Here is a 24580-nt window from a genome sequence, read left to right on the forward strand (position 1 = left end):
GTGAAAAATTTAATACAAGTAAGGAGAGAAAACAAATGGCACAGACAGTAAGTTTCGATTTTAAGAATGCAAAAGCCATGGCTACAGACGCTGATATCGCAGCAATCAAGGATCAGGTAGTAGCTGCAAAGGCAACACTTGTAAACAAGACCGGTGAGGGAAATGATTTCCTTGGATGGATCGACCTTCCAGTAGACTATGACAAGGAAGAGTTTGCGAGAATCAAGAAGGCAGCAGCTAAGATCCAGGCAGATTCAGACGTGCTTGTAGTAATCGGTATCGGTGGTTCTTACCTGGGTGCAAGAGCAGCCATCGAAGCTTTAAGACACAGCTTTTATAATTCAGTTGACAAGTCAATCCGTAAGACTCCTGAGATCTACTATGCAGGATCAAACATCAGCAGCACATACATGGCTCATCTGCTTCAGGTGATCGGTGACAGAGATTTCTCTATCAACATCATCTCCAAGTCGGGTACAACAACAGAGCCTGGTATCGCTTCAAGAATCTTCAAGAAGAAGCTTGTTGAGAAGTATGGCAAGGAGGGCGCAGCAAAGAGAATCTACGCCACAACGGACAAGGCAAAGGGAGCTCTCAAGACACTTGCAACAGAGGAAGGCTATGAGACATTTGTAGTTCCTGATGATGTAGGAGGACGTTTCTCAGTTCTCACAGCAGTTGGTCTTCTGCCAATAGCAGTAAGCGGTGCTGATATAGATAAGCTTATGGAAGGCGCAGCTTCAGCAAGAAAGGATTGTCTTGCACAGGACTTCGACGATTCAGATGCTATGAAGTACGCAGCAGTAAGAAATGTACTGTACAACAAGGGTAAGTCAATCGAGATCCTTGCTAACTTTGAGCCAGCACTTCACTATGTATCAGAGTGGTGGAAGCAGCTCTACGGCGAGAGCGAGGGTAAGGATGGCAAGGGACTTTTCCCAACAGCTACGGACTTTACAACAGACCTTCATTCACTTGGACAGTTCATCCAGCAGGGTTCACAGAACCATTTCGAGACAGTTATCAATGTTGTTAACCCAACATGTGAGATTGTTATGGAGGAAGAGGACTCAGATCTTGATGGACTTAACTATCTTGCAGGCAAGACAGTTGATTTTGCAAATAAGAGTGCTATGAACGGAACTATCCTTGCACACGCAGATGGTGGAATTCCTATCATCCAGATCAACATCGACAAGATTGATGAGTTCACTCTCGGTGAGCTGTTCTACACATTTGAGTTTGCATGTGGTGTGAGTGGATACACACTTGGTGTAAATCCATTCAATCAGCCAGGTGTTGAGAGCTACAAGAAGAACATGTTCGCTCTTCTCGGCAAGCCGGGCAACGAGGAGCTTGGCAAGAAGCTTCTTGCAAGAATCAACGGTTAATAGATCTTTACAGATTAATATATAAGAGATGCAGGTGTGTTTTGCCACACCTGCATTTTTTTGCAATTCTATATTTCTTGTAATCAGAATCGCACAATGTTATACTTATGAAGTGTATAGGCTCAGAATTGAGCCTGATCATTTGCATTGTGAATGGAAGGATAAGAAGGGCAGTGACATATGAATGAAAAGAGAGATGTAGAGGGGCTGTACAACCGATATAGACAGGTTCCATTGTATCTGATAGGAATGTTTTGTCTGATGACAGTGTTCATGTATTTTGTCGGAATAGGAGCCGGCGTTATAGCCACCATTTTTACGGCAGTATACGGAGCGGTGAGCATTGTTGTTTTCCTGAGGATGAATGCTTTGTCCCGCGACAGATATGTGGAATTTGCCATGGAGCACGGCAAGATGCAGAAGGAGCTCATAAAGGAGTTCCCGGTTCCGTACGCATTGCTTGACGAGGATGGAAAAGTTGTGTGGGTGAACGACGAGTTCTCAGGTATAACGGAGACCAGTAAGAGAAAGCTCATGAAGCTGAATATAGTTCAGGTATTTGAGGAGGTTACCGAGGAGAGTCTTCCTTATCAGGAGGATGTCACCGAGGGAGAGATAGCATTTAACGGAAGAGAATACCGTTATGAGATCAGACGTGTACAGGTGAATAAGGTTGAGCCTGCTATGGAAGAGACGGATGCCCAGCCGGGTGAGGCCGGCACAGACGGAGATGGGGCTGATGAGCAGAAGAAAGAGACGAAGTCTTCGCACGGTGGTTCAAGACACCACGGCAAGACGGACACCTTCCTTGCGTTCTACATGTTTGATGTGACAGTGGTGAATCAGCTCGCTCAGGAGAACCATGACCAGAAGCTGGTTGCGGGTCTCATATATATTGATAACTACGATGAGATATTTGAGTCGCTTGAGGAAGTACGACACTCTCTTCTTGTTGCCCTGGTCGACAGAAAGATTAACAAATACATGGCAAATGTCGACGCCATAGTCAAGAGCCTTGAGAAGGACAAGTACATGTTCGTGATGCCACAGAAGTATCTGGATCAGCTCAAGGAGAACAAATTTGCCCTGCTCGATGAGGTCAAGGCTATAAATATCGGAAATGATCTTCCGCTTACACTCAGTATAAGTCTTGGTACTGATTACAAGAGCTTTATAGAAAACTTTGAGGCAGCGCGTTCCGCCATGGAGCTTGCTCTGGGCCGAGGCGGCGATCAGGCGGTTATCAAGTCCGCCGACAGGATCACCTACTTTGGTGGTAAGAGTCAGGGAACGGAGAAGTCCACGAGAGTTAAGGCGAGGGTTAAGACTCTTGCGTTCAAGGAGCTTCTTGAGACCAAGGAGAAGGTTATAATCATGGCCCACAAGAATCCAGACATGGATGCTTTTGGTTCAGGTATAGGAATATACAAGATGGTGACTGCGCTGGGCAAGACGGCGCATATAGTTGTAAATGAGGTGTCATCGGCCATAAGTCCGATATACGGCAATTTCACTTCGAGCAATTCCTACCCGGCAGATATGATAATCAACAACGATCAGGCGCTCAGTCTGGTCGATGACGACACGGTCGTAGTTGTGACGGATGTGAATAATCCTACGCTCACGGAGTGTGAGGAACTGCTGGCATATGCGAAGAGCATAGTGGTATTCGATCACCACAGGCAGACAAAGGATGTCATTGCAAATGCGACACTGTCGTATATAGAGCCATTTGCGTCATCTGCATGTGAGATGATCGCAGAGATGCTCCAGTACATGGATGAGAAGATAAAGCTCAGGCCTACAGAGGCGGACGCCATGTATGCCGGAATACTCATTGACACCGACAACTTCCTGAGCAAGACCGGTGTCAGAACCTTTGAGGCAGCCGCGTTCCTGAAGAGAAGCGGTGCGGATGTCATGCGAGTAAGGAAGATGTTCAGAACTGACATAGAGACCTACAGACAGAAGGCGGAGGGTGTCAGCCACGCAGAGATGGTGCTTGATGCATTTGCCATATCAATCATTACACCTGGGGATGGCCCTGAGTCGCCGGTGGTACTCACCGCCAAGATTGCAAATGAGATGCTGAACATCGCAGGTGTCAGAGCTTCATTTGTAATAGCGCAGATGGGTGCGGATGTCAAGATAAGTGCAAGAGCCATTGACGATGTCAATGTCCAGATAATCATGGAGAGAATGGGTGGCGGCGGTCATGCAAATATCGCGGCAGCTCAGTTTGAAAATGCGAAAGCAGAGGATATAAAGAAGGAGCTTGTTGGGCTCCTGAATGAGATGTATAAGGAAGGAGATATTTAGGATATGAAGGTCATATTATTACAGGATGTTAAAAGCCTTGGAAAGAAAGGCGCAATGGTAGAGGTAAATGAGGGTTACGCAAGAAATTTCATCATTCCTAAGAAGCTCGGCATGGAGGCAACTCCAAAGAATATGAATGATTTCAAGCTCCGCAAGGCTCATGAGGAAAAGGTGGCAGCAGAGAATCTTGCTGATGCCAAGGCACTTGCGGCAGAGCTTGAGAAGGCTTCAGTAACTGTTAAGATTAAGGTTGGAGAGGGCGGAAGAACATTTGGCTCAGTATCCACAAAGGAGATCTCAGATGCCATCAAGAGCCAGCTCGGCAAGGATATAGACAAGAAGAAGATCGTTATGAAGGACTCCATCAAGGCGTTAGGAAGCTTTTCAGTGAAGGTCAAGCTTCACCCTGAGGTTCAGGCAGAGCTTGCTGTAAAGGTCGAGGAAGCATAAGGAGTATAGATAAAACATGGAAGATGCATTTGCAAGAAAAAAGCTTCCCTACAATCTGGATGCCGAGAAGTCTGTTATTGGTTCCATGCTCATGGACAGAGACGCCATAGTGGAGGCGTCCGATATGCTGACCAAGGAGGATTTCTACTACGGTCAGTATGGAATATTGTTCGAGAATATGGTAGAGCTGTTCAAGGAGGGTAAGGCGGTCGATTTGGTAACCCTGAAGAACAAGCTTGAGGAGAACAATGTACCTGATGAGGTCATAAGCACCAAATCCATAGCGGAGATATTGGAGACGGTTCCGACATCGGTGAATGCCAAGCATTACGCAGAGATCGTGGCGGACAAATCCATACTCAGGAAGATGATAAAGCTGTGCGAGGAAGTGGAGAAGGACTGTTATCTGGATTCTGAGGGAGTTGAACAGCTTCTTGAACAGGCCGAGAGCGGTGTGTTCAATCTGATAAAGGAGAGGAACGGCTCCAGCAAATTTGTGGGGATCGACAGGATCGTCATGAACGTTATCGAGCAGATAGAGGAGGCTTCCAGAAAGAACACAAGAGTAACAGGTATCCCTACGGGATTCATAGATCTGGACAATATGCTCACCGGTCTCCATGGATCGGAGTTTATACTGGTGGCTGCTAGACCTGCCATGGGTAAGACGGCATTTGTCCTTAATATTGCCCACCATGTTGCCGTGCGCAAGGGAATTGCCACTGCGATATTCAACCTGGAGATGAGCAAGGAGCAGCTTGTAACGCGTATGATAGCCATGGATTCCCTGGTTGATTCCCAGAAGGTACAGACGGGACAGTTGGCTGAGGACGACTGGGATCAGGTGCTTGCCAGTGCGGAGAGTATAGCTGCCGCACCGCTGTACATAGAGGATAGTTCAGCACTCACCATATCCGAGCTGAGATCAAAATGCAGACAGCTCAAGAGCAAGAACAATCTTGGACTCATCATCATCGACTACCTGCAGCTTATGAGCACGACGGGACGAGTTGAGTCGCGACAGCAGTTCGTATCTGATATGTCGAGATCGTTGAAGATGCTTGCCAGGGAGCTGGATGTGCCTATCATAGCGCTGTCACAGCTTAACCGAGAGGTTGATAAGAGACCGGATCACAAGCCTGTGCTTGCGGATCTCCGAGAGTCGGGATCTATCGAGCAGGATGCCGATGTGGTTATGTTCATATACAGAGATGATTATTACAATCCTGATACCGACAAGAAGGGTATCTCGGAGATAATCATAGCTAAACAGAGAAAAGGTGCCACCGGATCTGTGGATCTGGTATGGCTGCAGGAATACACGAAGTTTGCCAACAAAGAGCACTAAATATATTATGTTTTATAAGGAGAATTGAAAATGGTAGTTGAACCAAGAGTTAAAGATTTTATTTGTACAACAGCTCACCCGGTGGGATGCGCACAGAATGTAAAGAATCAGATCGAGTATGTCAAGTCAAAGGGAACAGTTAAGAGCGATAACGCACCTAAGAAGGTTCTGGTGATCGGAGCGTCAACAGGATACGGACTTGCATCACGTATCGCAGTTGCATTTGGCTATGGCGCAGATACCCTCGGCGTTATGTTTGAGAAGGAGTCAAATGGACGCCGTACAGCAACCGCTGGCTTCTACAACAACAGAGCATTTGAGGAGGAGGCTCACAAGGCCGGACTCTATGCAAAGTCCATCAATGGCGACGCGTTCTCAGTCGAGATCAAGGAGCAGGTCATCGAGACCATCAAGGCAGACATGGGCAAGATAGACATGATCGTATACAGCCTGGCAGCGCCTAGAAGAACAACTCCAGATGGAACAAAGTACACATCAGTACTCAAGACGGTTGGTGAGGAGTACACCAACAAGACACTTGTACTCAAGGACAACACCATCACAGATGCACATATAACAGCGGCAAATGATGACGAGATCAATGCCACCATCAAGGTAATGGGCGGTGAGGACTGGATCGACTGGATGCAGGCACTCTCAGATGCCGGAGTTCTGGCAGATAACGTGATCACAGTTGCATACTCATACATAGGACCAAAGATCACATTCCCTATCTACGCTGAGGGATCGATCGGACAGGCAAAGAAGGATCTGTACAAGTCAGCAGACATTATAAATGAAAAGTTCCCTAACATAAAGGCGAAGATAGCCATCAACAAGGCTCTTGTCACACAGTCAAGTGCAGCTATCCCTATCGTACCTCTGTATATCACACTTCTCTACAAAGTTATGAAAGAGAAGGGACTCCACGAGGGATGCATAGAGCAGATGCAGAGACTGTTCATGGATAAGATCCTGGATGACACCCAGGTGGACGACAACGGATTCATCCGTATGGACGACTGGGAGATGAGAGATGATGTTCAGGAAGTTGTTGCTGAGCACTGGGATACAGTCAACAATGACAATGTCAAGGATATAGCAGACATCGATGGATACTGGGAGGATTTCTACAACATGTTCGGTTTCAAGATCGACGGTGTGGATTACTCAGCAGATGTTGATATCATGTAATATTCATGGGTAGTTTCAATATATAAATACTACAAATGCCCCACAGATTCATAGAATTTGCGGGGCATTTCGGTAAGCGCTTTTTTGGTGTGCCTGACCCATTATTTTCGCAAGGAGGAAGACGGTATATGTACAAATATTTATTATTTGATCTTGATGGAACCATCACCAAGTCTGAGGAAGGAATATTCAACTGTATAAAATACGCTCTTGACTGGGCTGGAATTCCATATCCTGAATACAGAGTATTCAGAAGCTTTATAGGACCATCACTTTATGATTCTTTCGTGAGGGAATTCGGCATGGACGACGCAAAAGCGAAAGAGATGGTGGCCAAGTACAGAGAGAGATACAACGTGGTAGGTCTCTTCGAGGCTGAGGTGTACGACGGAGTGGCAGACACCCTGCGTGCCCTTAAGGAGAAGGGCTGCATACTCTCAGTTGCAACCAGCAAGCCGACAGAGCCGACACTCCGTATCCTTGAGAAGTTCGGTGTGGGAAAATATTTTGACGTTGTAGTTGGAAGTAATCCCGACGGAACAGGATCAGACAAGAAGCACATCATATCCCAGGTCCTTGAAAGCCTCAAGAAAGATCACGGACTGACAGAAGATATGATAAAATCAAACCAGGTTGTGATGATAGGCGACAGACGCTACGACATAGAAGGTGGCAAAGCCTGCGGCCTCCAGACCATAGGAGTCCTCTACGGCTACGGCAGCAGAGAAGAATTCGAGGCAGCCGGCGCCGACAACATAGTAGAGACACCGGAGGAAATCCTGAATCTGTAGATAGAAAGGTAGCTTATAGTTTATAGATGTCTGTGTTGATATATATTTTTTATTAAATATCTATGATTATTTTTGTGGGATGACACTCTGGGGAACTGAATAAAAGAAAAACAGGTAAGAGTCGATAGCTATAATATTGAGCGGTATATGTCATCCGTCCGTTCGTCATATCATCTCCTGACATTTGAGATATACCCGAAGAACGCTCCGATGATCCCCCCGATAATGTGGGTGAGATTCGACACATTGTCCTTCACAAACACTCCGTCAGCCACCTGTCCGCCGATATAAAGCACTGCAACAAGTATGAAGGTGAGCGGTATGGAGCCGTCCTTTATACATGCAAAAGAAGACAGAAGAATGTATGCGAATACCACTCCGCTGGCGCCGAGCAATGCTGTACCAGGGAAGAATATAAAATGCACGATTCCTGTCACCAGTGCGGTGGTGATGGTTACGATGAGCAGATCCTTTGAGCCGTATTTTTCCTCAAGTAGTGGGCCGATCACAAGCAGCAGCGTCATGTTGTTGATAAGATGACTCCAGCTTGCGTGACCAAACACATGGGCAAACATGCGGATGTAGGTTAAAGGATCGGTGAGAGGGGCTCTGTATACTTCAAATAGAAGAAAGTTACTTTTGCCGCCTGTGAGGATATTCAGGAGATAAGCTCCCAGACAAATGAGTGCAAATGTAAGTACCACAGGTGAGTTAAAGGATATTCTTAATATGGTTTTGGATTTTGTCTTTGACATGGATCGGTTCCCCTCTTATTCATATAGTATAGAAAAATATTACCAGCGGTCATCCGCTGGTAATATTTTTTAAGCGTCATAATCTGGCATATCGTTAAAGTACATCTTGTAGAAGTTGGTACTCTGTTCGAGAACCCTCATGGTTGATGGAAGCGGTACGGCGATGAGGTCGTTGAACTCATACTCTCCGGCTGCTGAATCAATCACATGTCCCATCTGAGTCTCATTATGTGTGTAATCGGCGTTGAAACCGCCGTATTTATTGCCACGGGCATCAAGACGTATCCACTTCTTGAGATCCGGGTGATATACCGCATTAAGTGCATGCATAGCCATAAGTCCGCCCTTGTGCTTGATACGGATATAGCAGAATCCTGTATATAAGTTGTTGGCACGAAGCAGTGCTGCCAGCAAATTGGCCTTTGAATAGCTGATGCCCGTGCTGGCTTCCAGTACATCGGAAGCGCTGATAGTTATTACTGAAAAGTTGCTGTCATATGTGTGAGAAATCCTATCCCGGACAAAATAGTAACATGCCTGTATGATCTCATCACTGCTCTTGCAATCTGCAGCAAGTTCCTTTGCCTTTGCAGCGACGATAGGATTGTCATAATTTACATACTTGTCGTATTGCAAATATGCTGAATCCTTATTTCTCTGAATTAGTTGCATTGTGTCATCTCTCCTTTATTACTTGGAATATGTAGAACTTCAGATAATAAGATTCATCTGCAGCCCATAATATTGGGTGATCAGGAGCCTGTGTGCGGAACTCTACCTGGCGAAGTCTTACATGTGAATTCATGGCGGCCTGTTTTATGGTCTTGGTAAATAACTCGAAATCCATAAAATGTGAACATGAACAAGTTGCAAGGAATCCACCATCCCTTACGAGTTTCATAGCACGCAGATTAATCTCGCGATAGCCTTTGACTGCGTTCTTTATTGAATTTCTTGATTTTGTGAATGCCGGCGGGTCAAGTATGACAACGTCAAACTGTTCGCCTTTTGATTCCAGTTCAGGAAGAAGATCAAATACATCTCTGCACTCAAAAGAGACAGTGCTCTCCAATCCGTTGAGCGCTGCATTCTCTCTGGCCTGGGCAATAGCAAGTTCTGAAGCGTCTACTCCCAAAACGCTGGAAGCACCGGCTATGCCTGCATTGAGAGCAAAGGAGCCTGTGTGTGTAAAGCAATCAAGAACCTTTGCATCTTTACATATTCTCTGAATAGCAAGACGATTATACTTCTGATCCAGAAAGAATCCGGTCTTCTGACCGTCTTTCACATCAACAATATATCGAACGCCATTTTCATTTATATGAACCTTTGTGTTAAATTCGTCACCAATAAACCCTTTATAGGTATCCATCCCCTCGTGTTTTCTGACTTTTGCATCGCTTCGTTCATAAACACCCTCGATTATTATACCATCATTTTTAAGTATATTTTTTAAAATATTTATTAACAAATTTTTAACTTTGTCGATGCCGAGTGCCAGTGATTCGACAACAAGCACGTTTTCAAACTTGTCAATGACGATTCCCGGCAGAAAATCAGCCTCGCCAAATACGACACGGCAGCTACTGGTGTCGACGGTTTTCTTGCGGTAATCCCATGCATCCTGAAGTCTCTTTGTGAAGAATGCCTCGTCGATCTCGGTGTCCACATGTCTTGTGAGCATGCGGATGAGGATCTTGGAGTTGGTATTTATGAATCCTTTGCCGAGTGGATAACCGTCGAAGTCCTTTACTATGACGATGTCGCCGTTCTCAAAGCTGCCGACTATGGTGTCGACCTCATTGTCAAATATCCATGCTCCGCCGGACTTCAGAAGTCGTCCCTCTCCCTTTTTTAATGTAACAATAGCTCCCATAATATATGTATCCTTTCTCTGTACTGCCGTTGGCAGACATTTTTCGTTGTCTGTTTTTGAATTTTGCGGATTTATTTTACCATATGTAGACAAATAATCCAAGATGGGGCGGCTTAACACATTTGTAACAAAAAACTTGTAAAAAGTTATACTTGTAAAAAATATGTAACACGTGTATACTACGAGCGTAGCAGAATGCACACAAACGTCAGATTCCATGCGGAAACTGATGCTTAATAAAAAGGAGGACAGTAAAGATGTCTACAATGAAGACTAATATTGCAAAGAGAGAAAAGAGCCTGATGGCGGCAAAAGCTATAGGCAGTCTTATGGCGATTGCTGTATTGGCTATTGTGATTTTTTCTACAAATGTGGTGACACAGGCAGATGAGATGGGAGCTGACGGCACGGCAGTTCTGGCCACAGCATCAGATGCAGTTCAGAGTGGAGTGATACAGGATGAGGATGGTTACTTCAGATATTATGTTAATGGTGAAGTGCAGAAAACTGCAGGCTGGATAGATGCCGATGATGGCACCAGATATCTTATAGATGAAAATGGCGTGGCAGCTATGAAGTTTACACGTTCTGGCGATACCATCAAGATATACAGATTCAGCGCTGATTCAAAGGACTGGACGATCTGCAAGAACGAGTGGCAGACAGTGGATAACGTTCTCTATTATCTGAACAATTCCGGACTGTGTGAAAAGATATACGATAATAGCAGCAAGAAGGCAAAGTCACTGAGCAGCGGCAAGCTTGTCCAGGTGAAGAACCAGATGCTTATTCTCAACGATGGCAGAACATATTATTTCAATTCAAATGGTGACAAGGTCACAAAGGGCGGTTGGTATCATATAAATTATGACAATATGGTATTTGTAACAGGCGGTGGATCCCACTATGTAAAGGAGAGGATCTACAAGGCATCAGGCATTTTCAGAAAGTATTCATTTAACGATTCAAAGAAGAGCTGGGATATGAACAAGAACCTGTGGAAGAATACAGGCAGAAAGCTGATGTATTTTGATGGATCAGGCACATGTACCATTCTGTATGATCAGGCATCGAATATATTGTACAGATACATATCAAGCAGCAAGTCATACAAGAGAGTCTCAAATGTGATCGACAAGCTCAACGGAAGCAGATACTACTTCTATGATGCAAATGGAAACAGACGTACATCATCAGGATGGAAGAAGGTAAATGGAAGTACCGCTTACTACGTATGTGACGGCGGATATGTTACCTCAAGATATACAGATCAGAAGGGGACAAAGAAGGTATACGACTTTGATTACTCGAAGAACACATGGGTGCAGAAGAAAAATATGTGGAAGACTGTCTACCGCAGCAGATATTATTTCGGCTCTAAAGGCGTAGCCACAATGAGCTATAACAACAGCACCAAGAAGGCATACAAGTTTACAGGCAGAAAGTGGAAGCCTGCAAAGAAGCTCATAATGAAGATCGGAAATGCCAATTACTATTTCAACAGCGCTGCAAAGCGAGTTGTAAAGGCTGGAAAGTATAAGACAGCCGATGGCTACATAGCATATGTCAACAGAAGAGGCGTTGTATATAAGAGAGAGTACGATCTCTCGGTCAAGAGATATTACACTATCGATCTTGGTAAGGGCAGAAAGACAAGAGTATATGGATATTATGATATAGGCGCGGCAAACAGACTGAGTAAGATGGTCAACCAGCATCGTGCAGAAAATGGACTTTCAAGCCTTAAGGTGTCAACATCTCTGACAGAGACCGCTACCACAAGAGCAAAGGAGATAAGCAACAAGTACAGCCATTACAGACCAAATGGAACACTGTGTCTCAACTCCATGTACGAGTTGTACGGAGAGAATCTTGCATGTGGTTTCAGTGGTGGAGATCTCGTATTCAGAGCATGGTCCAAGTCGACCGCACATGACAGCAATATGCTGAATACTACATACAAGACCATGGGCGTTGCAGTATTTGTGGCTCTCAAAAATGATAAACAGGGATATAAGAGATATTATGTCCTTACATTTGGTAAGTAATTTTAATTAGGAAATTAGTGGAAAATAAGACTGTTAAATCCCTCAAATTAAATTGAATTATATGGAGAAATAGAGTACCATACATAGTATAAGGCAAATAGTCGGATATAGAATTTGGCTAGTTTGGGAATGGAGATTGTGTGTGGGTTTCATATATTCGTCTTTAAATAGAGGTGCCGGCGAGAGTGTGGCACTATTTGACAATAGAATAGCCAGGATGCTTCCTTTTGTCACGGGAAAGGCATATTTTGACCTCAGGAATTATGATGCCCAGACTGGAGAATTCGGAGTATATATTGAATGGGATGGTGAGCTTGAGGCAGTGCTTGGATATTCACTGCCGGCGGGAGGATATTTCGTCAAAGCAACCACACTGCAGGCGTACAGATTCCACAGGCTCGACAGTGGATTGCCGGTATATATGAAGTTGATAGCGCAGAATGGCAGACTGTATCCTTACAGGACATATGTCATGATGGACGGCAGACCTTTCAGTGTGGAATTCGGCGGTGGAGTTCTGATCCCTTTTGAGGACAGATACGAAGAGCTTGGATGCGAAGCTGCGAAACAGACTGTGGATACTGGAAGCCGGAAGCTTTTGATGGGAAGTCAGAGTGGAATGACAGGAAGCCAGCGTTTTCAGTGGAATGGCAGCCGGATGAGACAGTTATTCGGTAGTCAGGGAGGCTTCAGATACCTGGCGGGAAGCCAGTATAGAATGATAGGAAGTCAGCGGTTCCGGTGGAATGGCAGTCAGATGAGACTGCTGTTTGGAAGTCAGGGAGGCTTCAGATACCTGGCGGGAAGCCAGTACAGAGTGTTTGGCAGCCAGCGTATGTTGTTGGGTAGCCAGAGAATATTGTCAGGCAGCCAATATAGAATATTTGGAAGTCAGCGGATAAAAAATATGCCGATGGTGCTTGAAAGTGACACACAGCAGCCACAGGACAGTATGGATTCAATCAGAACAAGCCAGGAGCTGATGGTTGAGTTCCCTCAGGAGTGGCAGCTTATCAACAGAAGCAGAAGACCGACCAGCCGGATTGGTGGCAATGCTAAGTTTGGATATGGACTGGATCTGATCTAGTACATGACCGGATCTTGGAGGATATATGAAGGATATAGAGGGATTCCACATATTGTGGACTGCTCCTTATTTTGAGAAAAGTAAAGATGACACTTACAGCATGCAGGATTATGAGCTTTTGACCATGATCCTGTCTGCTCTTATGTGGAGAAAAATGAATGGCCCTATCACACTTTACGGTGATGCAAGGGCCATTGATTATGTTGAGGGACAGGGATTGTCGCATATATGGAATGGCGGTATAAAAGAGATACAGGTTCCTGACAGCATATCCCCGGGAGTGTTCTGGGCTGCGGGCAAGCTGTATGCGCTTAAGGCGGCGCATATGCCGGCGGTCATGGTGGATCTGGACCTTATAGTGTGGAAGAATATAGGGGAATACATAGCGGGGACGGATATTTGTGCAATACACAGAGAAGGAATATATCCGGATGTATATCCCGGCAGGGACTTCTTCAATATGGACAGTTCGTACAGCTTTGATCCCCTGTGGAGCTGGGATGTTCCGCCGGTAAATACCTGTATGCTATATATGGCTAAGGAGCAATTTAAGAACTATTATGTGGACAGCTCCATACAATTTATGGAGAATTGTAGGGAGACTGAGGAAAATCTGTGCCACATGGTATTTGCGGAGCAGAGACTGCTTGCGATGTGTGCTGCGAGAAAGGGAAAGATCATTGCTTCATTTTTTCCTGAGGCGGCGGATATAGAGAGACAGGATGTGTTCACACATTTGTGGGGATATAAGAATATTCTGAAGTTTAACTATGGGAAAAGGGTTGAGTTTAACGGACGTCTCTGCGAGCGGATAGAGCGGGAGTTTCCGGAAGAGGCGGATGTTATAAGGGAGTTACATGTTTGTAGATAAAGTGCTGAAGAAGATACCCAGGGAGATATACATATATATACTGTGGGGAATTGTCGTGGGAGCGGTAAATCTTGGCTCCGCCTGGATATTTATGTACAAATGCGGGATAGAACCTGTCAGGGCCAACTTCCTGGCATGGATACTGTACAATTTTGTGTCATTCATAACAAATAGAAAATCGGTGTTCCACACTGTCGCAGAGACTGCGTGGGAGTTCATAAAAGAACTGGTGTCATTCTACGTGAGCAGGGTGTTCACACTGGTGGTGGAGGAGGGCCTGATTTATATACTGGTTGACAGGCTTCACCTGTGGGCGATGGGCATAAAGACGTTCACATCAGTGCTGGTGATATTCCTCAATTATTATATAAGCAAGAAGTTTATATTCAGAAAGATAAAGGAAAAACTGTAAGAGATATGTATAAATGCGAATGTTTATCGAAATTTTATAGAAAAACATGGACACAATTACTTCCAAACATTTGACAGTTGGAGTATAATTGAATGGTTAAATATGTATAAAAAGCAGAATAAGTAATGCAAGGAGATAAGTATGAAGAAGAGAGTAGTAATAACAGGCATAGGAGCCATAACTCCAGTCGGCAATACAGTTGACGAGTATTGGGATTCACTTAAGGAAGGAAAGCATGGCTTCGGACCTATTACACAGTTTGACGCTTCAGCATACAAGTGCAAGCTTGTCGGCGAGGTTAAGAACTTTGTAGCAAAGGACTACATTGATCCAAAGTCTGCAAGACGTATGGCTAGATTCACACAGTTTGCTGTGAAGGCAACCCAGGAGGCTATGGCAGATTCAGGACTTGATATGACAAAGGAAGATGCTTACAGAGTTGGTACATGTATTGGTTCAGGTGTTGGTTCACTTCAGGAGCTTGAGAACGCATATGGAACCATACTTACAAAGGGACCACTTCGTGTAAGTCCATTCGTAGTTCCTATGATGATCAGCAACATCGCAGCAGGTAACGTTGCGATCCAGTTTGGTCTCAAGGGCAAGAGTATAGATGTTGTAACAGCATGTGCTTCAGGAACAAACAGTATCGGTGAGGCATTCAGAACGATCCAGTACGGAGACGCTGATGTCATGGTAGCCGGCGGATGTGAGGCAGCAGTTACACCTATCGGTATATCAACATTTGATTCACTTACAGCACTTACATCATCAACAGATCCAGACAGATGTTCTATTCCATTTGATAAGGACAGAAGCGGATTCGTTCTCGGTGAGGGTGCAGGTATTGTTATTCTTGAGGAGCTTGAGCACGCAAAGGCAAGAGGTGCAAAGATCTACGCAGAGCTTTCAGGTTACGGATGTTCAAGTGATGCACACCACATCACAGCACCTGAGGAGTCAGGTGAGGGACCAGCAGTTGCCATGACCAATGCGGTTAAGGATGCAGGACTTCCACTTGATGCGGTTCAGTACATCAATGCTCATGGTACAAGCACACATCTGAACGATCTTGTTGAGACACGTGCTATCAAGAAGGCATTTGGCGATCACGCAAAGGACATCAAGATCAATTCAACAAAGTCTATGACAGGACATCTTCTCGGTGCAGCAGGAGCCATCGAGTGTATTGCCTGTGTCAAGAGTATAGAGGAAGGTTATATCCACAGAACAAGAGGCCTTGTGGAGAGCGAGGAGGAGCTTGATCTGGATTATTGTAAGGAGCCATGCGAGATGGACGTTGATGTTGCGATCAGCAACTCACTTGGATTTGGCGGACACAATGCATGTATCGTCTTACAGAAGTATAAGGAGCAGTAAATATCATGTTATTTATCAAAAAAAAGGCAAAGGATGCCGAGATAATTGCAGCAAAGGCTGCAGAGGAGGCAAAGGCTGCTGAGGGAATTCAGGAAGCACCAAAGGTGGAGCTTGTAAAGTGCCCTAAGTGCGGAAGAGAAGTTGAGAAGGAAAGAGTGAAGAACGCAAAGTACATTTGTTATGAGTGCGGTTCTTACTTCAGAGTTAAGACCAAGAACAGAATAAGAATGGTCACAGATCCAAAGTCATTTGAGCCATGGTTTGAGGATATGCCAAGCTCAAATCCTCTTGGAACAGAGGGATATGAGGATAAGGTTGCGGCTGCACAGGCCAAGACAAACCTCAAGGAGGCTGTTACTATAGGAAAGGCAACCATCAATGGTGAGCCTGCTGTAGTTGGTGTATGTGATGCAAGATTCCTCATGAGCAGTATGGGATATGTTGTGGGTGAGAAGATTGCCAGAGCTGTCGAGAAGGCTACAGAGGAGAAGCTTCCGGTATTCATGTTCTGCTGTTCAGGCGGTGCACGTATGCAGGAGGGAATCATTTCTCTGATGCAGATGGCCAAGACATCCGCTGCATTCAAGAAACATTCTGATGCAGGACTTCTGTATGTATCTATTCTTACAGATCCTACAACAGGTGGTGTTACAGCCAGCTTTGCAATGCTTGGAGATATTATCCTTGGAGAGCCAGGTGCGCTCGTAGGATTTGCAGGACCACGAGTTATCAAGCAGACTATTGGTCAGGAGCTTCCAGAGGGCTTCCAGAGATCAGAGTTCCTTGTTGAGCATGGTATCATAGATGGCATAATCACAAGAGACAAGATGAAGGACACAATGTATGATCTCATCGTCACACATAAGCAGAGACAGGGCTATGCTAACTTTGACAGTGCTGTTGAAGATGAGAAATTTGACATAAGCGAGATTCTCAAGGAGAGACTCAAGGATGACGAGCCTAAGACTCCGTGGGAGAAGCTCAGAGGTGCTCGTCAGATGAGCAGACCTTCAGGTTTCGACTATGTGAAGTATATATGCGATGATTTCCGTGAGATCCACGGAGATAGAACCATGAATGATGACAGAGCCATTGTGGGTGGTATCGGTCATATAGATGGACAGCCTGTAACAGTTATATCACAGGTCAAGGGAGCTTCCATGGCAGAGTGCATGGAGAGAAACTTTGGTATGCCTCTTCCTGATGGCTACAGAAAGGCTCTTCGTCTGATGAAGCAGGCTGAGAAGTTCGGCAGACCTATCATTACATTTGTAAATACACCGGGTGCGTTCTGTGGACTTGAGGCTGAGGAGCGAGGAATGGGTGAAGCCATAGCGAGAAATCTCTATGAGATGTCATCACTCAAGGTTCCTGTACTCTGTATCCTTATCGGAGAAGGCGGAAGCGGTGGAGCACTTGCCCTTGCAGTTGGCAATGAGGTATGGATGCTTGAGAATGCGACATACTCAATCCTTTCACCTGAGGGATATGCGTCTATCCTCTGGAAGGACAGCAACAGAGCTGAGGAGGCTGCAGAAGTTATGCAGATTACAGCACAGGATCTCAAGAGACTGAACGTTATCGAGCAGGTCGTACCTGAGTACGGCGGAGCAGATGAGCAGTCAGTTCCATATATAGGCAAGTACCTTAAGATGAACATTAAGGAATTCCTCAAGAAGTATTCAGACAAGACTCCTGAGGAGATCGCACAGGACAGATACGACAGATTCAGAAATTTGTAGATCACAGATATACTATAGATGAAAGGCATTTCTCAAGTGAGAAATTTATCTCACGGGGAATGCCTTTTATTCATGCATATGTTGAAGTGATGGTGTTTTTTTGGTAAACTTTATGTATATGGCTGAAGATACAGCTTGAATTGGAGGAGCGTTTATGAAGAAACAGATAAAGGTTACTTTGATAGTTATCGTGGCCGCCATCATTGCGGCAGCAATCATATGGTACGTGATGTACCTGCGGGGCAAGGAGCAGGATCTGCTGACACCTGTGGGAACACGTGCAGAATTTATCGGTGATACAGACAAATATCCTACCATGCTTACAGCGAAGGGGACTCAGATCCTGAATGCAGACGGAGAACAGGTTGTTCTCAAGGGTGTGATGGTTCCAGAGTCGCGCAGTCTGTATGAGGAGAAGAAGTTTAATGAGGATTTCTACAAGGATGTATTTGCCAAGGGTGGTAATGCCATAAGGGTGCCAATAAGCCCTGTGGAGTACAAGAATGACGATTACTATATGTGGAGATATCTTGACCGCATAGTTACCTGGGCCGGAGAGAACGATAACTATGTTATTCTCGACTGGGATTATACAGGTAACCCGATAGATGGTTCCGGGGATGAGATGCCGGATCTCGACGAGAATCCGCTGGATTATTCTGCTGAATTCTGGAAGAACATTGCGGATTATTTCAAGAACACTCCAAATGTTATATTTGAGATATACAATGAGCCGGTTGGCATGAGTGATTCAGAGTGGAAGAGATGCGCGGAGAGCCTTATAGGAGTTATAAGGGATGCCGGCGCAAAGCAGCTTATAATCGTTGGAAGTCCGGATTACTGTTATGATCTCGGATGGCTTGACGAGCTTGGCGTGAAGAATGACAATACTGCGTTCTCTGTTCATGTTTACCCAGACAAGGTGTTCTGGCAGAAGTTCCTGTCGGGCTATGTGACAAGTTATCCTCTTATAGTGACAGAGTGGGGATATGCAGACGATGATGTCGAGGTCAAGAATGAGAAGCTGAAGGGCACCAGAAATGTATTTGGAATAAAATTTACCAGATATCTGGAAAAGCATAATATAGGATGGATCGCAGTTGGATATGACGATACGGTGGAGCCATCCATGTTTACTAAGGGATATAAGAAACTCACAAAATGGGGTGAGTATGTGACTGAGCTGCTTGGAGACAAGGAAGAATAAAGAGAATAACGGATAAAAGGGAGAAAATATATAATGGCAATCAGAATATTAGGAACAGGAAGCTGCCTTGCGGAGAAAGAGGTATCAAATGATGAGCTTGCAAAGTATGTTGATACATCTGATGAGTGGATATCTTCAAGAACAGGTATAAAGAACAGAAGAATAGCTGTTAAGGAGACGACGACGAGCATGGCTGTTGAGGCTGCTGAGAGGGCACTTGAGATGGCAGGGAAGTCCGCAGAGAATGTGGAGCTTATAGTGCTTGCCACAGTCACCCCGGATTATTACACACCAAGCGGGCGTGTCAGGTTCAGGCGGCTATAGGTGCGGATAAGGCGATTGCGTTTGATGTGAATGCGGCATGCTCGGGCTTTGTATTTGCCCTCAATGTTGCAAAGATGTATATAGAGACAGGCTTTGTGAAGAATGCTCTTGTAATAGGTTCGGAGACGCTGTCAAAGATACTTGACTGGAATGACAGAGGTACATGCGTATTGTTTGGAGATGGCGCAGGTGCCGCTTATATAGAGGAGTCTGACAAGGGAATAATAAGCATTGTCCAGGGTTCAATCGGCAAGAAGGGTATGGTGCTCAACTGCGAGAGCAGAAAGACCAACAATATATTTGTAAAAGATGAGATCAATCATGACTATCTGTATATGGATGGACAGGAGGTGTACAAGTTTGCGGTGAGACAGTGTCCTAAGTGCCTCCAGGAGGCTCTTGACAAGGCTGGAATGACCGTTGATGATGTGGATTACTTCGTACTCCACCAGGCAAATGTAAGAATTATTGAATCTGTTGCCAAGAGACTTAAGGCACCGCTTGAGAAGTTCCCTACGACTCTCGACTACACAGGAAATATGTCTGCGGCGAGTGTACCTGTACTTCTCGACCAGCTCGTGAGGGAGCACGGCCTGAAGCGCGGCGACAAGATCGCCATGTCGGCATTCGGCGCAGGGCTCACATACGGCGCTGTGGTTATGGAGTGGTAGAGGCTTTAACACCTGTAATTTTTGAGGGCGGAACGAAGCTCCTTGTAGTTTGGGAGTGCTTTTTCGACCTCGGCCCAGAAAAGTGCGGAGTGGTTCATCTGCTTTCTGTGACACAGCTCGTGGACTACCACGTAGTCTATGATTTTGGGAGTGGTGTTCATCAGTGCACAGTTGAAATTCAGGTTACCGGAGGAGCTGCAGCTTCCCCAGCGGGTCTTCTGATGTCTGATGGTGATCCTTCCGTAGGTCACGCCTATTATCTGAGCAAAATGTTCTACACGTGAAGGAATATATATCCGAGCCTGTTCTGACAGTGCCTTTATATCGGCATCTGTCAGGGCAGTGCTTGGATTTTTTTCGTCTGACATATTGGAAATTCTTTTCTGCATGATTTCCAGATGGCTGCGGATCCAGTTTTGTCTGGAATCCACAAAGCTTTGGATCTGACTGTCGGTCATTCTGAGGGGCGCACGAACCTTTATGTTGAGGTCTCTGTCTATCTCGATACAGATAGATTTGCGCCTGCTCCTGACGACTGAATATTCGAATTTATCAGAATTGTTCATGGCATATTACCTGTCTTTGATAGGTACGTAGTCCTTAGGCTCTACAAGACTTGGATAGGCCGGACGCATTATCTTGTAGCTGTTGATCAGCTCCTCCATACGATGCGCACTCCATCCAACCACTCGGCCAATGGCAAATAGTGGTGTGTAGAGGGCGTAAGGGATCTTGAGCATCTTGTATAACAATCCGCAATAGTAATCTATGTTGATGCACACACCCTTGTAGATCTTGCGCTCCTCGGCAATGACCTCAGGTGCGATGCGCTCTATGAGCTCGTATAATTTGAATTCGTCCTTCTCGTGCTTCTCCTCGGCGAGCTTTTCTACATACTCCTTGATAATGACAGCTCTTGGATCTGACAGAGAGTATACAGGCTGGCCCATTCCGTATACCACGCCCGATTTGTCAAATGCTTCGCCGCGCACGATCTTCCTGATATACTCACGGATCTGCTCCTCGTCCGTAACATCCTCGACATTGCAGTGTATGTTCTTCATCATCTCCATGACCTTGAGGTCTCCACCGCCGTTGAGCGGTCCCTTGAGTGAGCAGAGTGCTGCTGCGACTGTGGCGTATGTATCTGAGCCGGATGATGTGACAACACGTGTTGTAAACGTAGAGTTGCTTCCGCCTCCGTGTTCCATGTGGAGAACAAGGGCAAGATCGAGGACCTTTGCCTCAAGCTGTGTGTACTTTCTGTCTGAACGGAGCATGCTCAGGATATTCTCCGCAAATGAAAGCTCAGGATCCGGCTTGTGTATATAACAGCTCTTGCCAAGCTCATAATGTCTGTATCCCTGGAAAGAATATACAGCGAGTCTTGGGAATACACTTATTATCATAAGACACTGCTGAAGAACGTTGTCCAGAGATATATCCGTCTCAGACTTATCGTATGATCCGAGGGCAAGGATACTCTTGGTCATATTTGAAATGATATCCTTGGTAGGGTTCTTCATTATGACATCTTGTATAAAGTTGTGTGGAAGGTCGTATGCAAGGTTGAGGACCTGTTTGAACTTGGCAAGCTCATTCTCGTCCGGAAGCTTTCCAAACAGTAACAGATATGTACACTCCTCGAAACCGAATCGTCCTTCCTTTGTAAATCCGTCTATCAACTGGCGGATCTCGTAACCTCTGTAATATAATTCACCGTCAGCAGGAGTATGCTTTCCGTCCTCCATTGTATACGCCCGGCTTAGTGAAATGTTGGTGATGCCGGCATTTATTCCTATTCCATTCAGATCACGAAGTCCACGCTTTACGCCGTATTCCTCGTAGAGGTTGTTATCTATGGTATCGTTCTCAATACAGAGACCAAGACGCTCCTTCGTAAATGAACTAAGATTATTGATTGACATATATAATACTCCTTTCAGGTAAGTCTTCATTGAATTATCTCACTTATTTACAACTATTGCAATCCGAAATGATTGTATGGGTGTAAAATATTATGTATAATGTACTGAGAATAAAGTTAAGACAAATGTTTTAGGAGGTAATATAAATTGGCAGACAGACAGGATATGGGGCAGAATAAAGGGAGCGCAGGAGCTCATAAGGGAAATGTGAGCCGTGCAACAACGAGCAGTGTGAAAAAGACACAGCCGGGCAAGGGAGTAGCGTCAGGCAGTCGGTCAGCATCAGGCAGCCGTCCTGTGTCGGGAAATCGTCCGGCATCGGGCAGCCACTTATCATCGGCGAGTCGTCCGAAAAGTGCAACTGCGCAGGACAAAAGGCGCACAAGTACGGGACGTCCACTTGAAAAGTCGGTGAAGTCCGTGTCTTCAGGAAGCAAGACCAGGAGACCGGCGAATAGCAGATCGTCAACAGGTTCCGGTAAAAAATCCGCGCAGAGCAGAAATAAAAAGAAGCGATATGAGCTGAATACGAAAATGATGGTCGTGGCGGCTCTGGTGGTTGGAATAGTGCTTGCACTTGTGATCACGATGATCATGAGATCCAGCATGCTCAGGGTCAAGCAGATCCAGACGGATTATAATATGGGTGATATATTTGATATAACAAACTATATTGAGCCGGACAGCAATGATGCCAGGCTGGAATATGACAACTCAGAATTTGTACCGGATAAGCTTGGTAAGTACACCATCAAATATAAGATCAGACGTGGAAAGTTAAGCAAGACAAAAAAGGCTGTGATAAATGTTGTTGACGAGGTAAATCCATACATAGACGGCCCGGACGAGATAGACGTTTCTATGGGAACGGATATAAACTGGAGTGATTATTACAATGTCACAGATGAGGATCCGGATGTGCAGGATTCGCTTAAAGCTTCTCAGGATGTGGACACAAGCAAGGAGAGAACCGTAACAGTGACTCTCACAGCGGAGGACTGGGCAGGCAACAAGGCGTCCAGACAGATCACCGTAAATGTACTCAAGAGTAACTTTGATGAGTAGGGTGTGAACGAAATAAAATATCTTGAAAAACGACAGAAAAAAGCTCAATGCTGACGGGGATGAAATCCGAAAGCATTGAGCCTTTTGATTTTAGTATTTTATGAGATAGGCGGCTTTCTCAGCTCTGCATCCAGCTCTGAGTTGTCAACCACTGTTGTCTTGGTCTTTTTAACCTTTTCCTTTTTCTTCTTCGATCTGCTCTTGTGTATGTTCTTGATGAGCATTACCACCAGAAGCAGGATGAGACCTATGCTTATGAGGACTACGGATAAACCGTATTTGTCCAGTATCTTGTCGATTATGTTGTAGCTTGACTTCTCCCACAGTCCATCCGCTTCAAGATCTGCCTGAACCTTTGAGAGGCAGTACTTTGTTCCGGTACACTTTGGTATACCCGGAAGTCTTGATGTGATGGCTGTAAGGTTGCTTGCCTGTTCGTCGGTTACATTGAAGTATGTATATGACAATGCCTCCTTACCTGTTGTGGTTATAGGATCGTCCAGACCGAGATTGATGAGATACCACTCTCCGCCGAGATAAACGGCATTCCATGCACAGTTGTTGATGTAACTCTCTTCTTTGAGCTGCTTCTGTGTGTCCATCGAGTCGTCCAGAAGATCTGAATTCTGTCCCTCAATGTACAGACATGGCACACCGACGTAATCCATAATGGCCTTGAAAGCCTTTGCATATCCGTAGGTGACTGCCGACTGATACTTGGAGTTGAACACGCCGTCTGCGGTGTATGCGTATATGTTGTCCTTGCTCTTAGATGTTGCATCTGAGGCATAATAAACTTTGTTGATGATCGAATTATGTATGAGATATACCTTCTCGTAATCCTTTGCGCTCTCATCCAGAGAAGCTGCATAATTCTTGACGGTCAGGTCAAAGTTGTTCTTGTATATGGAACGTGTATCTCCGTTGGCATACAGTGAATAGCACTCGATGGTGAGAGCTGTATATCTGAGTTCTCCCGAGGATTCCTGCTTGCACTGATAGCTGTCGGACATCCAGAAATACTCAGGATGATCGGCGAGTACAGCGTTGACGATCTGATCCATTCCATCGTTTCCGATAACTTCCCAGTCTTTGTTGCTGACCGACAATGTAAATGCTGTGTAATATCCGCCGTCCTGATAAGAAGCATTGGATGTCGACTCGTTGAATTTCTGAGCTGCATCGTTGATCTGTTTGTAGACGGTTCTGTACGCACTGTTGTCAAACTGGTCATAGAAATAAGTTCTGCCATCTATGGTATCGGTTTTGTTACTGCTGTCCGTATCATCTGTATCCGCCGCCTTTGCGACATATGGAGAAAATGATAATATCATGGTAAGCGTAAGCAGCAGTACAAGAAATTTTTTCTTCATAACTGGAACACACTCCTTCTTTTGCTTATGCAAAGCCCCTTTATATACTTCCTTCAATAATAACACATTATGGTTATTATTGCCAGAGAAAATGGGTTAAAGCGGTTGGATTTTGCTTCGCATATGTGTATAATAGTAAAAACCTGATGGTTAACGGATGGAAGGAGGAAACACATGGCTTCCAGTTGCGATATGTGTGCACACTATGTGTACGATGAAGAAGATGATTTTTATGAGTGCCTGGTGAATATGGATGAGGATGACTTTGCCAGATTTGTGGCAAGAGGTTACGACAATTGTCCGTATTTCAGTTGGATGATGAATACAGGATAGTGAGACATCAGATGT

At 45.2% G+C, this 24580-nt stretch carries 21 protein-coding genes and 1 pseudogene; 16 read left to right on the plus strand and 6 right to left on the minus strand.

Going from position 1 to position 24580, the window contains the following annotated elements; genetic code table 11:
- Nucleotides 1-35: 35 nt before the first annotated feature.
- The 6 genes from CCU_RS09735 to CCU_RS09760 all read left to right on the plus strand — a co-directional run bounded on the left by CCU_RS09735 (nt 36) and on the right by CCU_RS09760 (nt 7493).
- On the plus strand, nt 36-1391 hold the full coding sequence (locus tag CCU_RS09735) for a glucose-6-phosphate isomerase (RefSeq protein WP_015534510.1): 1356 nt from the start codon (nt 36-38) through the stop codon (nt 1389-1391).
- Nucleotides 1392-1571: 180 nt separating this feature from the next.
- Nucleotides 1572-3710 (plus strand): DHH family phosphoesterase, encoded by a 2139-nt coding sequence (locus CCU_RS09740; protein WP_015534511.1) that lies wholly within the window; start codon nt 1572-1574, stop codon nt 3708-3710.
- A 3-nt stretch (nt 3711-3713) separates the two neighbouring features.
- A complete protein-coding gene (gene rplI, locus CCU_RS09745) occupies nt 3714-4160 on the plus strand; it encodes a 50S ribosomal protein L9 (protein WP_015534512.1) in 447 nt (148 codons plus the stop codon).
- A gap of 16 nt (nt 4161-4176) precedes the next feature.
- Entirely contained in the window at nt 4177-5508 is a 1332-nt protein-coding gene (gene dnaB, locus CCU_RS09750; RefSeq protein ID WP_015534513.1) for a replicative DNA helicase, read from the plus strand.
- Between the two features lie 30 nt (nt 5509-5538).
- A complete protein-coding gene (fabV, locus tag CCU_RS09755) occupies nt 5539-6702 on the plus strand; it encodes an enoyl-ACP reductase FabV (RefSeq protein ID WP_015534514.1) in 1164 nt (387 codons plus the stop codon).
- A 128-nt stretch (nt 6703-6830) separates the two neighbouring features.
- A complete protein-coding gene (locus CCU_RS09760; RefSeq protein ID WP_015534515.1) occupies nt 6831-7493 on the plus strand; it encodes an HAD hydrolase-like protein in 663 nt (220 codons plus the stop codon).
- A gap of 170 nt (nt 7494-7663) precedes the next feature.
- Here the strand turns inward: CCU_RS09760 and CCU_RS09765 are convergent, their stop codons facing one another.
- From CCU_RS09765 to CCU_RS09775, 3 genes are all read right to left on the minus strand, one after another.
- On the minus strand, nt 7664-8248 hold the full coding sequence (locus tag CCU_RS09765) for a rhomboid family intramembrane serine protease (RefSeq protein WP_015534516.1): 585 nt from the start codon (nt 8246-8248) through the stop codon (nt 7664-7666).
- A gap of 69 nt (nt 8249-8317) precedes the next feature.
- A complete protein-coding gene (locus tag CCU_RS09770; protein WP_015534517.1) occupies nt 8318-8920 on the minus strand; it encodes a transglutaminase-like domain-containing protein in 603 nt (200 codons plus the stop codon).
- 4 nt (nt 8921-8924) lie between these two features.
- Nucleotides 8925-10124, minus strand: coding sequence for a class I SAM-dependent rRNA methyltransferase (locus tag CCU_RS09775; RefSeq protein ID WP_015534518.1), 1200 nt, complete (start codon nt 10122-10124; stop codon nt 8925-8927).
- Nucleotides 10125-10381: 257 nt separating this feature from the next.
- Between CCU_RS09775 and CCU_RS09780 the strand changes: the two genes are divergently transcribed.
- The 8 genes and pseudogenes from CCU_RS09780 (at nt 10382) to CCU_RS09815 (ending at nt 19866) form a co-directional block, all read left to right on the plus strand.
- A complete protein-coding gene (locus CCU_RS09780) occupies nt 10382-12172 on the plus strand; it encodes a CAP domain-containing protein (RefSeq protein WP_015534519.1) in 1791 nt (596 codons plus the stop codon).
- Between the two features lie 142 nt (nt 12173-12314).
- On the plus strand, nt 12315-13259 hold the full coding sequence (locus CCU_RS09785; RefSeq protein ID WP_208896152.1) for a hypothetical protein: 945 nt from the start codon (nt 12315-12317) through the stop codon (nt 13257-13259).
- Between the two features lie 25 nt (nt 13260-13284).
- Nucleotides 13285-14130, plus strand: coding sequence for a DUF6734 family protein (locus tag CCU_RS09790; protein ID WP_015534520.1), 846 nt, complete (start codon nt 13285-13287; stop codon nt 14128-14130).
- Nucleotides 14117-14542, plus strand: a complete 426-nt coding sequence (locus CCU_RS09795; protein ID WP_015534521.1) for a GtrA family protein — start codon at nt 14117-14119, stop codon at nt 14540-14542. Before CCU_RS09790 ends, CCU_RS09795 begins: the two co-directional genes overlap by 14 nt.
- A 141-nt stretch (nt 14543-14683) precedes the next feature.
- Complete coding sequence (fabF, locus tag CCU_RS09800; protein WP_015534522.1) at nt 14684-15922, plus strand: beta-ketoacyl-ACP synthase II; 1239 nt, start codon at nt 14684-14686, stop codon at nt 15920-15922.
- Nucleotides 15923-15927: 5 nt separating this feature from the next.
- The gene (locus CCU_RS09805; protein WP_015534523.1) at nt 15928-17664 is read left to right on the plus strand and encodes an acetyl-CoA carboxylase carboxyl transferase subunit; all 1737 of its coding nucleotides are present in this window, start codon (nt 15928-15930) and stop codon (nt 17662-17664) included.
- Nucleotides 17665-17818: 154 nt separating this feature from the next.
- Nucleotides 17819-18871: a glycoside hydrolase family 5 protein gene (locus CCU_RS09810; RefSeq protein WP_015534524.1), complete on the plus strand. Its 1053-nt coding sequence runs from the start codon at nt 17819-17821 to the stop codon at nt 18869-18871.
- Between the two features lie 33 nt (nt 18872-18904).
- A pseudogene (locus CCU_RS09815) lies at nt 18905-19866 on the plus strand (beta-ketoacyl-ACP synthase III).
- A gap of 5 nt (nt 19867-19871) precedes the next feature.
- Here CCU_RS09815 and CCU_RS09820 read toward each other — a convergent pair.
- On the minus strand, nt 19872-20432 hold the full coding sequence (locus tag CCU_RS09820) for a M48 family metallopeptidase (protein ID WP_015534526.1): 561 nt from the start codon (nt 20430-20432) through the stop codon (nt 19872-19874).
- Between the two features lie 6 nt (nt 20433-20438).
- Nucleotides 20439-21794: a citrate synthase gene (locus CCU_RS09825; RefSeq protein ID WP_015534527.1), complete on the minus strand. Its 1356-nt coding sequence runs from the start codon at nt 21792-21794 to the stop codon at nt 20439-20441.
- A 147-nt stretch (nt 21795-21941) separates the two neighbouring features.
- Between CCU_RS09825 and CCU_RS09830 the strand changes: the two genes are divergently transcribed.
- A complete protein-coding gene (locus tag CCU_RS09830) occupies nt 21942-22859 on the plus strand; it encodes a hypothetical protein (protein WP_208896153.1) in 918 nt (305 codons plus the stop codon).
- Between the two features lie 98 nt (nt 22860-22957).
- Here CCU_RS09830 and CCU_RS09835 read toward each other — a convergent pair whose 3' ends face one another.
- On the minus strand, nt 22958-24232 hold the full coding sequence (locus tag CCU_RS09835) for a transglutaminase domain-containing protein (protein WP_015534528.1): 1275 nt from the start codon (nt 24230-24232) through the stop codon (nt 22958-22960).
- Nucleotides 24233-24406: 174 nt separating this feature from the next.
- Here CCU_RS09835 and CCU_RS09840 point away from each other — a divergent pair, with 174 nt between their 5' ends.
- Nucleotides 24407-24565: a DUF6472 family protein gene (locus tag CCU_RS09840; protein ID WP_015534529.1), complete on the plus strand. Its 159-nt coding sequence runs from the start codon at nt 24407-24409 to the stop codon at nt 24563-24565.
- The last annotated feature ends 15 nt before the right edge of the window (nt 24566-24580 follow it).

It is taken from the genome of Coprococcus sp. ART55/1 (genome assembly GCF_000210595.1).
Classification (GTDB): Bacteria; Bacillota; Clostridia; order Lachnospirales; family Lachnospiraceae; genus Coprococcus; species Coprococcus aceti.

Coding starts and splice junctions, on each gene's coding strand:
- CCU_RS09740 (WP_015534511.1), top strand. CDS start 1,572: ATGAATGAAAAGAGAGATGTAGAGGGGCTGTACAACCGATATAGACAG.
- CCU_RS09825 (WP_015534527.1), bottom strand. CDS start 21,794: ATGTCAATCAATAATCTTAGTTCATTTACGAAGGAGCGTCTTGGTCTC.
- CCU_RS09760 (WP_015534515.1), top strand. CDS start 6,831: ATGTACAAATATTTATTATTTGATCTTGATGGAACCATCACCAAGTCT.
- fabF (WP_015534522.1), top strand. CDS start 14,684: ATGAAGAAGAGAGTAGTAATAACAGGCATAGGAGCCATAACTCCAGTC.
- CCU_RS09735 (WP_015534510.1), top strand. CDS start 36: ATGGCACAGACAGTAAGTTTCGATTTTAAGAATGCAAAAGCCATGGCT.
- CCU_RS09780 (WP_015534519.1), top strand. CDS start 10,382: ATGTCTACAATGAAGACTAATATTGCAAAGAGAGAAAAGAGCCTGATG.
- fabV (WP_015534514.1), top strand. CDS start 5,539: ATGGTAGTTGAACCAAGAGTTAAAGATTTTATTTGTACAACAGCTCAC.
- CCU_RS09805 (WP_015534523.1), top strand. CDS start 15,928: ATGTTATTTATCAAAAAAAAGGCAAAGGATGCCGAGATAATTGCAGCA.
- CCU_RS09810 (WP_015534524.1), top strand. CDS start 17,819: ATGAAGAAACAGATAAAGGTTACTTTGATAGTTATCGTGGCCGCCATC.
- CCU_RS09770 (WP_015534517.1), bottom strand. CDS start 8,920: ATGCAACTAATTCAGAGAAATAAGGATTCAGCATATTTGCAATACGAC.
- CCU_RS09790 (WP_015534520.1), top strand. CDS start 13,285: ATGAAGGATATAGAGGGATTCCACATATTGTGGACTGCTCCTTATTTT.
- dnaB (WP_015534513.1), top strand. CDS start 4,177: ATGGAAGATGCATTTGCAAGAAAAAAGCTTCCCTACAATCTGGATGCC.
- CCU_RS09775 (WP_015534518.1), bottom strand. CDS start 10,124: ATGGGAGCTATTGTTACATTAAAAAAGGGAGAGGGACGACTTCTGAAG.
- CCU_RS09820 (WP_015534526.1), bottom strand. CDS start 20,432: ATGAACAATTCTGATAAATTCGAATATTCAGTCGTCAGGAGCAGGCGC.
- CCU_RS09765 (WP_015534516.1), bottom strand. CDS start 8,248: ATGTCAAAGACAAAATCCAAAACCATATTAAGAATATCCTTTAACTCA.
- CCU_RS09840 (WP_015534529.1), top strand. CDS start 24,407: ATGGCTTCCAGTTGCGATATGTGTGCACACTATGTGTACGATGAAGAA.
- CCU_RS09795 (WP_015534521.1), top strand. CDS start 14,117: ATGTTTGTAGATAAAGTGCTGAAGAAGATACCCAGGGAGATATACATA.
- CCU_RS09835 (WP_015534528.1), bottom strand. CDS start 24,232: ATGAAGAAAAAATTTCTTGTACTGCTGCTTACGCTTACCATGATATTA.
- rplI (WP_015534512.1), top strand. CDS start 3,714: ATGAAGGTCATATTATTACAGGATGTTAAAAGCCTTGGAAAGAAAGGC.